Source organism: Sphingobium sp. AP50 (assembly GCF_900109095.1).
Lineage (GTDB): Bacteria > Pseudomonadota > Alphaproteobacteria > Sphingomonadales > Sphingomonadaceae > Sphingobium.
Map to the genome: position 1 here is coordinate 72,962 of NZ_FNYZ01000018.1, position 12,684 is coordinate 85,645.

Consider the following 12,684-nt stretch of genomic DNA (forward strand, 5'->3'; position numbering starts at 1 on the left):
GCCATGACTGCTGTGCCCGGACTGAATTTCGCGTCAAGGGATTGCCTTCGCCGTCGAAGAGAGGGTCGATATCGTAGATTGTTCGATACGGCTGCACCCTCGCCGGGCCGGAGGATCACATAGCGGCCGCGTCATTCACGCTCTACTTCAGACCTGCTGTGGGCATCAAAGGCCAGCTGAACTGTCACCGCCATTTTCTGGACCTGTTAAGCCAGAGTCAGGGCTGAGGCCTGGGGTTGATTCTTGCAGATGGCAATGGCGTTACTGCCGCGATGGCACGAACATAGCGCGCAAAATATTTAAGCCGACCAATATGGGCAATTATCCACAGGTTTAACCGTCATCCCAACTATAAGCGACGAAGGGCTTGCGAACCGCGCCATGCCCTTCTAGCCGTTCAGAATGGAAATAATCACTCCGCAAGTGGCAATACTGGTCCACGAAAAAGATTTCGCAGCCGGTGAGGCCCTTGTTCACGCGATGAACGAAACCCATCGCGGGTTGACGCTGCAGCTGGCCGATTTTCGTGCTCCGCGAGATCCAGCTGCCGACTGTGATGTCCTGATCGTATTTCTCACAAAAAATCTACGCAGCGCAGAGGATTTCCCTGCTTTTCAACGGACCATTGCCAATATTTCGGGTGAGGGACGGACGATTATCGTCACACAAGACGCCGATATGTCAGGCATTTTCGTTGATGCCAAGTTCATAGCGTGGCCGCGCGATGCACGGATTGTTCCTGATCGGGTCATTCATGAGCTGGTGAATGACATTGTGAGGCTGGGTCCGCGCCGACCTCATCCCTACCCGTCTTTCCAGGTCGAACCCGCGATGCTCAAGAAGCTCGCCGAATTTCCCCTTTCCACACGAACGGCGACGAATCTCAGACAGCAGAATATCTTCTATGTCGGTGACCTTGTCCAACATACTGAAGCCGAAATCTTACGGATACCTAATTTCGGCAGAAAGTCCCTGAAGGAAGTCAAGGCTATGCTCGCTGATCTCAACCTGCGCCTCGGAATGGATTTGATCGACTGGCCGCCAGCTGATTTCGAAAGGTTCGAACTTCAATTCGAGACGGCACGAAAGGTCGCGCTGCTGGAACAGTCGCATGGCGGTGCCACTTTTGAGCCGACAGACGATCATTTCACGATGATCGTGGAAAAGGATCAGGATGATCTGACAGCTGCTTTAAAGCCAATGACCCGGCAAATGCAGTCAGCCTTGCGCGAAAAGGCGCTGGCTTTTGCTGGCCTAGCGGCTCGATTGGACAATCAGCCCGGATGGACCGGCATCGTGCGATCCGCCTCTACACTAGCCGACTTGCTCGACCGCCCTCCTGAGGATATTCCAGACATACTTGGGTTCCTCTACCCTACTGCGCTGGAACTTGGCTCTTTTGTCGAGCTCGATGAGCAATTGTCTGCGGGCAGCGCTTCCTATGCAGCGCCCCTCGATCCAGAAATGCGCAGACCGCTTAGGGATCTGGTTCGAAGTTTTGCGCCTTGGCTGCGCGCTTTTCCCAGCATTCGCGACGCAGATGACGAGGCGAGCAGGTTCCTGGTCAAAATAGCCGAACTCAAACCTGTAACGGATGTGGTCCAGTCGGCCCGCGCTCATGATCTTCTTGCCGAAAGGGATTTACATCTCTTTGAGCAATTAAAGGCGGCATCGGCGCGAGGAAGCTTCCAGGGAGAAAAGGCGGCGGGCCGGGCGAAGCGATCAGCGTCCAATCTTGTCATTGGCGTCGCAGCTTTTGCAGGCTCGATTTTCACCGGCGCTGTAGCGTCTGATTATTCGACGACATCGCCGCTGATCCACAAGGTCGGACAGTTTCTTGTCCATACCGAAGTGGCAATCAGCGCATTGATCGCGGACCTCCCGGCAGATCTCCAGTTTGCGATCGCGGATTTCGTCAAGGAAATCGGCGACAACACGCAACTGCCCCCATCCGGGCGGCCCTTAGAACCTATAGGATCCCAAGGCATCTCTACCGACCGATCGCGCATCCGACGCAGAGACTAGCTGTCGCCACATTTGAAAGACCGTTCGTCAAACCCGAACGGGCGCGGTTATCGCTGAGACGTGGCCCTTGCTGTTGACACCATAGCCAGCCTGTGCAGACTGGATGAAGCGAGTTGGATTGCCGACGGCCACTCGTGATTTTTTTCGTCAGGCATCAAAGACGCTCGTCCATGACGGCCGAGCGGCCGTACCGGACGATAGTCCAGCGTCACAAGGCGATGGATGAACGGCGGCATTAGCATGATCGGATAGCTCCGGTTCTCCGGATGATCCTTGTCGGCCGGTAGCGGTCGTTTTGCATGTTCCAGTTTTCAGTATCTCTGGACTTAGATCGAAATTTTCCGTCCGGAAGGCATCCGGAATATGAGTGATGGGGTCCAGGATACCACCTGCCCAAAGGCAGAGGTGTCGCACGCCTTGATTGAAGAGCTTTATCGGCATGAGTCGCCTCGGTTGACGCGGTTCTTCTCGCGCCGGCTCCGTCAGCGATCCGAGGCGCAGGACTTGACCCAGGACGCATTTGTCAGGCTTGCGCGGGCAAGGATCGAGGGCGATCCCCTCCCCTATCTGCTCAGGATCGCGCGAAATCTACTGATCAGTCGGCTCCGTCAGGATGCGCGGTGGACCCGCCTCCTCTCTGACTCACCCTATGATGAGGATACTCAACTCGCATCGGCACCACAGCAGGCGCAGGAAATCGAGGCAGATGACGTGAGACGACAATATCAGCGGGTAATTGACAAATTACCTGAAAAAACGCGGCGCATCTACATCATGCATCGGCGGGATGGTCGAACCTATGGCGAGATAGCCAAGGAACTGGACGTTCACGTCAAGACTGTTGAATATCACATCGCCTCGGCGCTTAAAGCACTCCTGCGTGGAGTTGACCAGATATGAACGGATCAAGACCGCCAGAAGGGCAGGGCATGGGCAACCAGCTATACGATGAAGCAGCCGAATGGTTCGCGCGGATGCGCGGTCCCCAAGCAGCGTCGCAACAGGCCGCATTCGATGCCTGGCTGGCAAGAGGTGCGCTCCATAGAGCCGCCTATAATCGCGTCGCGGAAATCTTTACCGACAGTGGCCGCCTGGACAATCCGTCCGCGACGCCGATCCGGCACCTTTGGGAGAGGTCCGGCAAGGCCGTGCTGGCTACCATTGCGCTTCTGGTCGGAGCCTTTACCACATTAGCTGTCCTTTACCTTCATTTGGACGCCAAGGCTCCCGACGGCGCTTTGCGGGACGATCGGTTCGCCTCGAAAGTGTCGCCGGCACCGATCGCATCCATTTCAAGCGGCCCAGGCGAATATTATCGCACAACCTTGGCCGACGGATCGTCTGTGCTGCTAGACACTGACAGTCTCGTGACCATAGCCTATACCCCGCAGGAGCGACGGCTTCGCCTGATCCGCGGACGGGCGCGATTTGAGGTCGTCCATGAAGCGCGCCCGTTCAAGGTCGCTGCCGGCTCGGGTTTGGTTTCGGCACGCGGCACGATCTTTGATGTCCGTTTGACAGCAGCCGGTGCTGCCAAGGTGGATCTCATCCAGGGTGCAGTCGATGTGTCGGCCAGCATGGCCCGCACAGCCCCCGTCCGACGATTGCGAGCAGGCCAATCGACGATCATCGCGCAAAATGCCGCCCTGATGCAAATATCAACGACGCAGAGCGATACGAGCTGGCCTGATGATTTGAAGGAATTTCAAGACATCCGGGTAGACCAACTGATGCAGGAGGCCAACAGATATCATGCCGTGCCACTTGTGACAGGCGATCCGACCATTGCAAAGCTGCGTGTATCAGGCGTTTTCGAACTGAGGGATAGCAGAAAGCTTTGCAAGCGCCTCGCTCGCCTTTTCGACATCGCGTGCGACGTGGAGGCCAATCAGGTCTCGTTGCGGCGCAAAAATGTCGACCCGGAAAAATTTTCGGGCTGATTTAGGGGAGAAGCAAAGTCGGGCGTGAAAGCCCCCGAACCCGCGCATCAACGTCGGCGGGCATAAGGGGGCTTTCATGAGACTTCACCACGCGCTTGCTTCAACCATCCTAGCCGCGTCTACAATATATGTGTGTGTCACCCCTCTAGTCGCCCAAACGCGAACCGTTGTCGCGATCGACATTCCCTCGCAACCGCTGGACGGCGCCTTGCGCGCTGTTTCTCGTGCTGCCGGCGTCCAGATATTATTCAGTGCGGAGGATGTTGCCGGGATCGTTGCGCCCGCCATCCATGGCGAAATGGAGCCGGGCGAGGCCCTCAATCGACTGATCGGTGGACGCGGCCTCATTCTGGATTATGCAGACGGTGCCTATCTTGTGAAGCGACATGCGTCGCCCGCTCATTCAGGCGGCGCCAGGGATAATGGCGCACCTATCGTCGTAACTGGAAGCCGTATCGCAGGTGCCGCAGCAAGCTCTGGCGTCATCAGCGTGAGCGCACAGGAGATGCGCGATGCGGGCCAGTATCAACTGGGCGATGTAGCGCGTTCCATTCCGCAAAATTTCAATGGCGGCCAAAATCCTGGCGTTCTTTTCGGCAGTCCGAACGCCAATGATCTGAACGTCAATTCAGCGACCGCCGTGAATCTTCGGGGGCTTGGCGTGGATGCTACCCTCACGCTCCTCAACGGAAAGCGCCTTGCTTACGACAGCGCAATCGAGGCGATCGATATCTCTGCCATTCCCGTGGCCGCAGTCGATCGCATGGAGGTGCTGACCGAAGGTGCTTCGGCCGTCTATGGATCCGATGCGGTCGCTGGCGTCGTGAACATTGTGCTGAAGAAGGATTTTGAGGGTTTGAATGCCGTCGCCCGTCTAGGTGCGGCGACAGACGGAGGCGACTTCGAAAAGCAATTTTCACTCACGGGCGGCCAGCGTTGGGATGAGGGCGGTTTTCTGATCGCTGGTGACTATGGCCGCAATAGCGCCGTTTACGCTGATGACCGAAGCGTAGCGAACAATATGAACGAGAGTTCCACTCTCTATCCGCAGCAAACCCATTATGGCATTGTAGCGACCGCATATCAGCGCCTGAGCGACACTCTCAGCTTCGACATCGATGCCTTCTACAACCGGCGAAATTCTTTCTTCACGACTGCGCTGACTAAGGCGGCCGACTATCGCACGTCCGGACAGGATGCTGACACGAGAATCAACAGCTTCGTGGTCTCGCCAAGGCTGAACTGGGACGTCAATCCCGATTGGGCGCTGACGCTACAGGGCACATATGGCCAGGACAAAACGCGTGTTGCGGTGACCAATTATCGCAGCGGATCCTATAGTTCGACTGGCTACAGCCGATACAAGAACGACGTCGTTGTCGCCGATATCAGCGCTGTAGGCAAGCTCTTCACTCTTCCAGGCGGCGAGGCGAAGCTTGCCACAGGCGGGGGCTATCGGCGCAACACTCTTGATTCCAATCAATCGACCGCCACGGCGACAGCGACAATTCCGGGCACGCATACTGCTGCATCGCGCAGCTCCTTCTACCTCTACGCGGAAACAGACCTGCCCTTGGTCTCGCCAGGCAACGATATTGCAGGCATCCATCAACTCTCCTTCACAGGCGCCGTCCGCTACGAGAAATATCGCGACATTGGCGACATCGCGACGCCCAAATTGGGGATTGTCTATGCGCCGATCGCGGGACTGGTGCTGCGCGGCAGCTGGGGCAAATCCTTCAAGGCGCCAACCATGCGTCAGCTTTACCTGACCCAGCGCGCCTATCTGGATCTCGCGAGCTATTACAGCGCGACCGGCCTTTCCGACAATGCAAGCGTGCTGCAACTGAGCGGCGGCAATCCGGATCTTAAACCCGAACGAGCTACAAGCTGGTCGGTCGGCGCCATTATCGCACCCCGGCAACTCCCTGACCTGCGCCTGGAACTGAGCTATTTCCAGACCGACTATAAAAACAGGGTGGTCACGCCGCTACAGGCGGTAGCCGGTGCCTTGACCAACCCAATCTATCAGTCGCTCATCACCGCTGATCCGACCGAAACGGAAATTGACGCAGCGATCGCACAAGCGGCCGAGGGCCTTCAGAATTACACTGGCCTTGCCTATGATCCCACCACGGTCGCCTATATCATCGACAACCGGAACCAAAACGCCGCAAATCAGAAGATCAAAGGCATTGATGCCACAATTGCATACCGGCTCGTAACCGCCGGGGCAGGGAACTTCAACCTGACCGGCAATGTCGCCTATCTCAAGAGCAGCCAGCAACTTCTTCCGGGAGATGCTTCGGTTCAGTTGGCAGGAACCGTCTATCGCCCACCACACTGGCGCGGACGCGGCGGCGTGGTCTGGAACAGATCTGATGTCACGGCGGCTAGTTTCGTCAACTATATCGGTGGCGTCGAAGATCACCGGTTTGCAATAGTTGAGACCGTGGAACCGATGACCACGGTCGATCTCACCCTGCGCTATGACGATAAGCGTGCCGGCGGTAAGGGTGCTTCGGTGTCGCTCAATGTGAGCAATTTGTTCAACGCTAAACCTGACAGGATTCGAAGCATCGCCGCCTATATCCCCGCCTATGACTCCACCAATTATTCGGTCATCGGCCGCTATATTGGGATAGTGCTGGAGAAAGGGATATGATCCTTGCATCCTTGGTTGCCCTTGCTGCGATGCCACCGATCTTCGATCCAGCCTGCGCCGGCAGAAGTTCCGCATCCCTGCCCACGCACGGCCGGCACATTACGACGCGCGATCTGGCCCAACTACGCGACATCGGCATAGCTTCTCCATATCAAGATAGCGTTGCGCTCGATATTTCTCCGGACGGACGCCGCGTGGCGTTCCAGATGCGAGAGTCCAGTCCTGACGCAAACCGCTATTGCCTCTCCATCGTCGTCGCCTCACTTGACGGTAAGTCGGCGCCAATCGTTGTTGATCGCGGTGGCGACCTCATTCGGCAGTCCGGACCCCAGCTGGGGCTCGGGCCCTACCCTTCAGGCGTGCCGGAAGTCATCCGGTCAGTCTGGTCGCCAGACGGTCGCCATGTTGCATTTTTGAAGAAAGGCGAAGGGGAAAATCAAGTTCGCGTGTGGATCGCAGCGTCCAACGGGCTGGGCTCATTTCCCCTTGATCATGGCACGGGTGACGCGGTCGAATTTCACTGGTCGGAAGACTCCAAGCACATCAGCATCCTGTCTCGTCAACTGGATGATATGATCGCAGGCAGAAACAGGGAAGCCTTGTCTGGCTTTCATATGGATGGGCGTTTGATCCCTGTGTCGAGTGCCAAGCCCTATTTCAAGGCCCCCTTCCCACTACGTACTGATGTGATGTCGTTGCCGGCTGGTCCGACGCCTTCGAGCCAGACTAGATTCTCCGCCATTGCTGGCTGGCATGAGTTGCCGATCGCCGATCCTGCTCATTCTCACAACATCACAGAACTCCTCCCTAAAAACCTGCTCACCCGTGCGTGCCTGGCGGAAGCCTGTACGGGGCTGATCATCAAAGCATGGCAATCCGCCGATGGACGATCGCTCAGCTTCCTCCGTCGCGTGGGGCCCGCAGATGATGCAATGGCGCTCTATCACTGGGAGGTTGCTTCAGGACAGCCAAGACAGAGCTATCGCACCAGCGGCGTGCTGTTGGGATGCCAGTCCGCAGGTCCTCGCCTGGTATGCGCGCAAGAGTTGGCCACCAAACCGCGCAGCATCGTCACGCTTGACCCAAAAACTGGCAGAATTACGTCTGTTTTCGATCCCAATCCCGAATTCGAGTCCTTTGCACTGTCCACGCCCAAGCGCCTTTATTGGCGCAACGATAAAGGGATTTTAACCTTCGGCGAGCTCGTCCTTCCGCCAGACCACAAACCGAATGAGAAACATCCCCTAATCGTCGTTGGATACCGAACCCGTGGCTTTCTGCGCGGAGGCGTGGGAGATGAATATCCTATCTACGCCTTGGCCGCACGTGGATATGCGGTGCTCAGCTTCGACAATCCACCAGATATATCCTCATTCGCCGGCACGAAGTCGTCGGCCGAGGCCAAGCGACTTGACCGGAAGGACTGGGCCAACCGGAAAAGTATTTTATCCTCGATTGAGAATGGCGTTCGAATGGTGGAAGCGCTTGGCGTTAGCGATCCCTCCCGCCGAGCCATCACGGGGCTCAGCGATGGATCATCGTCTCTTTTCTTCGCCCTCATCAATGACCATTTCTTTCATACTGCCATCGCCAGCACCTGCTGCGAGGAGCCAATAAGTTCGATGGCTCTGATAGGCGAGGTCGGCGCAAGCTATTTTGAAGAGAATGGATATCCACTCCTGTCTCAGGATGACACCGTGTTCTGGCGTGCCATGTCTGTCACTCGAAATGCAGCCAGGATCGACGTCCCGCTGCTGCTCAATCTTGCCGAAGACGAGTATCTCTATGCGCTGGAATCCATCCGCGCATTACGGTTCCATCAAAAGTCAGTTGATGCCTATCTCTATCCAAATGAATTTCACGTAAAATGGCAGCCAGCGCATCGGCTCGCCATTTATGATCGTAACATCGCTTGGTTCGATTTCTGGCTTCGCGGGATTGATCCGACGGACGAAGACCAACGGCTCAGGTGGACGGCGCTCAGGACGTCTGATGGAAAAAAGACGGCCGGATCGCAATGAGCAGCTTTCGGGCCGGATGATCGATAATCGGCTGTGAGATCATCAACGACCGATGCTAGCCGTTTTCTTTAGGCCTATCAGATGGCGAATATGCGATCTTGCGACCCGACCAGTGACGGCACCACGATTCAGCGTCGGCCAGTTGGAGCAGCCGCCGCCCTTGGGTGCCGTCCAACGTCGCAATCGCGCCGCAAGCCGCCTCGACTTTACCCCGATCTATGATGCCCTGTTCCGCCAGGATGCCGTCCAGCAGCATTTGTTTAAGACGGCTCTCAAACGATTTGAGTATCTCAAAGGAAAATCGCGCCGGCCCAGGCTTTCCTCGCCGATCGGCGATTTTTTGCGGCAGCCGGCGCCGGAAGGCGTCGCGGGCAATCGAGCGATTTCTTCCACCTGATATCCATTTCCAGCTGGGTATCGTTAGGCAAGTTTCCATCACGGGCTGCGCCATCAGCGGGGTAACCATCGGCGGGCCGTCCAACGGAAAGGGTGCCTCCATATCTTCCTGCATTCGGGCGAGCATGGCGATATGAAAGGCCTTTCCAGGCAGTGCGTCCTCTGGACAGTCCAACCAAGGATGCGTTGCATCCTGTGTAATCTGCTCAGCATAGAGCAGATCATCGGTCAACGGCCAGCTGTAGCGAACCGGCCGACGGCTGCGCCGCCATAAGCTGCCAAGCGCCTCTCCCAGCGAGCAGCCGGTCAGGAGCGCGATATTCTCGTAGGCCGCCAACACCTCAAGCAACGGGCGCCCGGCGCGTAGGCAATCCAAAATCGGCGTCGCCGACTGCAAGAAGCAAAAAACATGGTCGCCCCCGTTCCCGCTAAAGAACGCATCTGCCCCGGTTGCGTCTGCAACATCTGTCGCAAGATGCGCCATGCTTTGATAAAGCGGGCGCCTCTTGGGGTGGGGAAGATGGGGTGCTGCACATCTGGCAGGATCGACATGTGCTGTATCATAGAAGCCTTCGTGCAGCGGAAAGCCGAAATGCTCAGCCACCATTCTCGCGTAGATCCGTTCATCGCCTGACGGATCTTTGGTCGCCATCGTCAGACATTGTGCCGCTTTGCCTGCCTTGGATAGACCCGCTAGCACGATCGAGGAATCCAACCCGCCCGACATCAATGCTAACGGACGTTCGAACGGCGACGCGAGGCAGGTGACAGCATGGTCAATTACCGCCTCCAGCTCGTCGGCGTTCGGCGCATGATCATGACGATCGAGGGACGCGAAAGTCCATGGCGACCAGAATGACTGTGTCGATGGTGGATCGCAGGATCCGTCTAAAAGCGTGGCGGGCCGCAGTTCGAATATGTCGGCAAGGCAGGTCCGATCTCCATGATAGCCTTCAGCTGTCATATTGAGCCGCAGCATGGCCCAGTCGATTGCATATGTGCCACCGAACAGCGCAACATCATTGCTACAAAGGATTATACCATCCTCGTGCCTGTAATAGGTCGGAACAGCGCCGGACGGATCTCTGGCGATAAGCGGTGGGCCGTCGACCAACGCAACATAGCTACCCCAACAATTTCGACGAAGATATTGAAGCCAGTCAGTCGGCTGCGTTTCAAGACCGTATCCAAGATCAGCTTTGGTCGCATGGCGCCCGTAGAGAGACCCCAGCACGACCCCTCCGTTCCGCGGTATAAGGGTAAAGGGCATAAGCCCATCTGTCCCAACTAGCAGCCGCTCTCCTCGAAAAACGATCTTGAACCCGCGCCTTGAGCAAATCTCGTCGCTCCACGCATCAGGTTGCGCTCCAGCGACAGCTAGAAAGCTTCCCGCGCTCATGCCGCAAGTACCGGCGTGTACTGAGCCACATGCTCATGATGATCATTGAGCACGGTTACGCCGCGCTGTAGCCAGCAATGCGCCTGGAACGGGAACAAACGTACGCCAAACACCAAAGCCGCTCCATGGCCCTCCCGCTCAAGGCGCCAGCGCAAAGCAATGGAGTGCGCAAGACAACGGTCGCGATTACTAAGGATGCGCCCCTGGGCCTGGAAATGTCGCACAAGAGATATCAAATCCTGGGCGACGAAACGGTCGCGCTCGTAAAGCAGCCCCGCTTTGCTCGGATCGAGAAACGACCTTAGCGGCCTATGCTTGAGATGACAGCGGGCCCTGAGACATTCCAGCGCTGTGATTGCAGAAAAGCTGGCCAAAGTCATCCCGATGGGATCCTCAGAAAGGGTCGAAGTCGCCGCCGGGATGGAGGCTGGCGACAGATCGTCTTGCCCAGCTACCACCCTGATGACCCCTGCCGCCTGGAGCGCCCCGACGAGTTCGTTATCCTCGCTGATCTGGCGCGTCTGCAACGACAAAAACGCGTCGTTAAGCGCGGGAGACAGGCAAAAATAGCGATTTTCCTCGTAATCGAGGAATACAGCGCGCCCTGCGCATGTCCCAAAGATGATATGCTCTTTTAGCGCAAGTCCCATGTCTGTGCCCCCACGGAAAAAGGGGAACCGTGCCTGTGGCGCGGCCCCCCCCACATGTCAGTCTTCGTCGGTCAGGCCCATGCTTCCGCGCGTCTGCGGATTGAGGACATCGTCAGCGCCTGCGCTGATGCCGCGGGTCACTTCGGTCACGGCGCCCAGTTCGATGATATCGGACTGGCCCATGGATGCTTCCTTGGTCATCGTCTTACTCCTTGACTATACCGGCTGAAATGCCGGCGAAGACAGGATAATTTAGCCAGGAGCATATTTCGCAGTTCATAAATCGCCGATCTGGCGCCATGCGGAATGTCCAAAGGCATGTTCATCCCGAGCATCGTCAAACCAGCGTAAAGCCGCCGGCGGCCCAGAGATTAAAACGTCGCAAGTAGCCTGAAGAGCCGGCGGTGATGAGTAAGTATCCGTCGTCCAAGACGTGTTCGATCGCGCTCCAGAGCATGATTGAAGATCGTTCTGCATTCGAGGCGTGCCCGCCGATGCGCCTCGCAATCGGCGATTCGCAAGCTGTGGAGGCGGTCATTGGCAGCCTTGCCCCAGCTTGATATCGCCTGATTGCCGGTCCCGTCGAAAAGATGCTGAAACACATTTTCCACCAGGCGCACGCAATCGGCCGGGCAAAGATCATCGACCAGCATAGGTGTCGATGCTGGCAGCGTTTCGTCGTTCCACCGATTGAGGCCGATCACCAGCAGCTTCTGGCTAAGATCTAGAATATCAGCCAGCATCCCAGGATCAAAAGGTGTCGCATAGAAGCCGCCTTCCTTCATAGTTACCACGCCTTCTCCGACAAGCCGGTATATCGCTTCACGGACAGGTGTCATGCTCGCTTGGTAATTCCGCGCGATCTGCGCGGCGGCGAGCCTGCCAGGAGGCGCGATCCGCCCAGATAGGATGTCTTGCTTGAGAGCACGATAGACGCGGTCATGCGTCAATGGATCCAGCGGCGCCATCTCAATCAGGCCAGATCATTACGCTTTTTGGACCACCAGCGTGGCGTCAACTTTGCCTGAAGCCTAGTGATATTCTTGCGCACGATGAGATCGATGCACTCGCGCTCGAGCTCATGAAAGTCGCCATAAGTCAGCTCACGCGGAAACTCCATCTGGTGCGCGCAAAATAAGAGTGGCAGGAAGATATGACCGGTCGATAATTTGAGATATTCCGCGCAGGTAACATGATGGTCGAGGCGGGAACTGGGATTCCCGGACTCGATTTCCTGCAACCATCGTCGACTGATCCCGATCTCGCGCGCGAACGCTATCTGCGTGATGCCATGTCGCTTGCGCGCCTGTTCGATCCGCCGCCCGGAAAGCTCCTTAACGAAGGTCAATAGCGGACTGGTCGTTAGCGCAGTCCCCCGATCTGGTGACATGTGCTCCCCTTCTTGGAGAATGAGCCCGCCACGGCATCCCTGATAATCGACAATAGGGAAAGAACATTGCCGTGCAACCACAACAATCGCCGATCTGGCTAGTCTTTTCTCGATATATCAGGGGGTTGGTGACGGCAGAGTTAGTCTGTGCGCTTTGCACATGGCTATGAGCATCCGCTATTACGCTGAAAATACGCA

General features: G+C 56.9%; 10 protein-coding genes and 1 pseudogene. 6 read left to right on the plus strand and 5 right to left on the minus strand.

Annotation, left to right across the window (positions count from 1 at the left end):
• Nucleotides 1-402: 402 nt before the first annotated feature.
• From BMY84_RS22620 to BMY84_RS22640, 6 genes and pseudogenes are all read left to right on the plus strand, one after another.
• Entirely contained in the window at nucleotides 403-2,025 is a 1,623-nt protein-coding gene (locus tag BMY84_RS22620) for a DNA-directed RNA polymerase subunit alpha C-terminal domain-containing protein (RefSeq protein ID WP_093086788.1), read from the plus strand.
• Between the two features lie 363 nt (nucleotides 2,026-2,388).
• On the plus strand, nucleotides 2,389-2,925 hold the full coding sequence (locus BMY84_RS22625) for a sigma-70 family RNA polymerase sigma factor (RefSeq protein ID WP_093086790.1): 537 nt from the start codon (nucleotides 2,389-2,391) through the stop codon (nucleotides 2,923-2,925).
• Nucleotides 2,926-2,954: 29 nt separating this feature from the next.
• Nucleotides 2,955-3,083: pseudogene (locus tag BMY84_RS30865) on the plus strand (FecR/PupR family sigma factor regulator); the annotation flags it as partial.
• A gap of 90 nt (nucleotides 3,084-3,173) precedes the next feature.
• Entirely contained in the window at nucleotides 3,174-3,965 is a 792-nt protein-coding gene (locus BMY84_RS22630) for a FecR family protein (protein WP_256215370.1), read from the plus strand.
• A gap of 298 nt (nucleotides 3,966-4,263) precedes the next feature.
• The gene (locus BMY84_RS22635) at nucleotides 4,264-6,630 is read left to right on the plus strand and encodes a TonB-dependent receptor plug domain-containing protein (RefSeq protein ID WP_177204136.1); all 2,367 of its coding nucleotides are present in this window, start codon (nucleotides 4,264-4,266) and stop codon (nucleotides 6,628-6,630) included.
• Nucleotides 6,627-8,651 carry an Atxe2 family lasso peptide isopeptidase gene (locus BMY84_RS22640; RefSeq protein ID WP_093086794.1) on the plus strand — a complete coding sequence of 675 codons (2,025 nt, stop codon included), beginning with the start codon at nucleotides 6,627-6,629 and terminating at the stop codon, nucleotides 8,649-8,651. Before BMY84_RS22635 ends, BMY84_RS22640 begins: the two co-directional genes overlap by 4 nt.
• A 55-nt stretch (nucleotides 8,652-8,706) precedes the next feature.
• Here BMY84_RS22640 and BMY84_RS22645 read toward each other — a convergent pair whose 3' ends face one another.
• The 5 genes from BMY84_RS22645 to BMY84_RS22660 form a co-directional block, all read right to left on the minus strand.
• On the minus strand, nucleotides 8,707-10,281 hold the full coding sequence (locus BMY84_RS22645) for an asparagine synthase-related protein (RefSeq protein WP_177204137.1): 1,575 nt from the start codon (nucleotides 10,279-10,281) through the stop codon (nucleotides 8,707-8,709).
• Nucleotides 10,282-10,442: 161 nt separating this feature from the next.
• Nucleotides 10,443-11,096: a lasso peptide biosynthesis B2 protein gene (locus tag BMY84_RS22650; RefSeq protein ID WP_093086797.1), complete on the minus strand. Its 654-nt coding sequence runs from the start codon at nucleotides 11,094-11,096 to the stop codon at nucleotides 10,443-10,445.
• 57 nt (nucleotides 11,097-11,153) lie between these two features.
• On the minus strand, nucleotides 11,154-11,297 hold the full coding sequence (locus BMY84_RS29945) for a hypothetical protein (protein ID WP_177204138.1): 144 nt from the start codon (nucleotides 11,295-11,297) through the stop codon (nucleotides 11,154-11,156).
• Between the two features lie 170 nt (nucleotides 11,298-11,467).
• The gene (locus BMY84_RS22655) at nucleotides 11,468-12,064 is read right to left on the minus strand and encodes a GntR family transcriptional regulator (RefSeq protein ID WP_093086799.1); all 597 of its coding nucleotides are present in this window, start codon (nucleotides 12,062-12,064) and stop codon (nucleotides 11,468-11,470) included.
• A 5-nt stretch (nucleotides 12,065-12,069) separates the two neighbouring features.
• Entirely contained in the window at nucleotides 12,070-12,486 is a 417-nt protein-coding gene (locus BMY84_RS22660) for a helix-turn-helix transcriptional regulator (RefSeq protein ID WP_093086800.1), read from the minus strand.
• Between the last annotated feature and the right edge of the window lie 198 nt (nucleotides 12,487-12,684).

Coding starts and splice junctions, on each gene's coding strand:
- BMY84_RS22620 (WP_093086788.1), top strand. CDS start 403: ATGGAAATAATCACTCCGCAAGTGGCAATACTGGTCCACGAAAAAGAT.
- BMY84_RS22625 (WP_093086790.1), top strand. CDS start 2,389: ATGAGTGATGGGGTCCAGGATACCACCTGCCCAAAGGCAGAGGTGTCG.
- BMY84_RS22635 (WP_177204136.1), top strand. CDS start 4,264: ATGGAGCCGGGCGAGGCCCTCAATCGACTGATCGGTGGACGCGGCCTC.
- BMY84_RS22640 (WP_093086794.1), top strand. CDS start 6,627: ATGATCCTTGCATCCTTGGTTGCCCTTGCTGCGATGCCACCGATCTTC.
- BMY84_RS22650 (WP_093086797.1), bottom strand. CDS start 11,096: ATGGGACTTGCGCTAAAAGAGCATATCATCTTTGGGACATGCGCAGGG.
- BMY84_RS29945 (WP_177204138.1), bottom strand. CDS start 11,297: ATGACCAAGGAAGCATCCATGGGCCAGTCCGATATCATCGAACTGGGC.
- BMY84_RS22655 (WP_093086799.1), bottom strand. CDS start 12,064: ATGGCGCCGCTGGATCCATTGACGCATGACCGCGTCTATCGTGCTCTC.
- BMY84_RS22660 (WP_093086800.1), bottom strand. CDS start 12,486: ATGTCACCAGATCGGGGGACTGCGCTAACGACCAGTCCGCTATTGACC.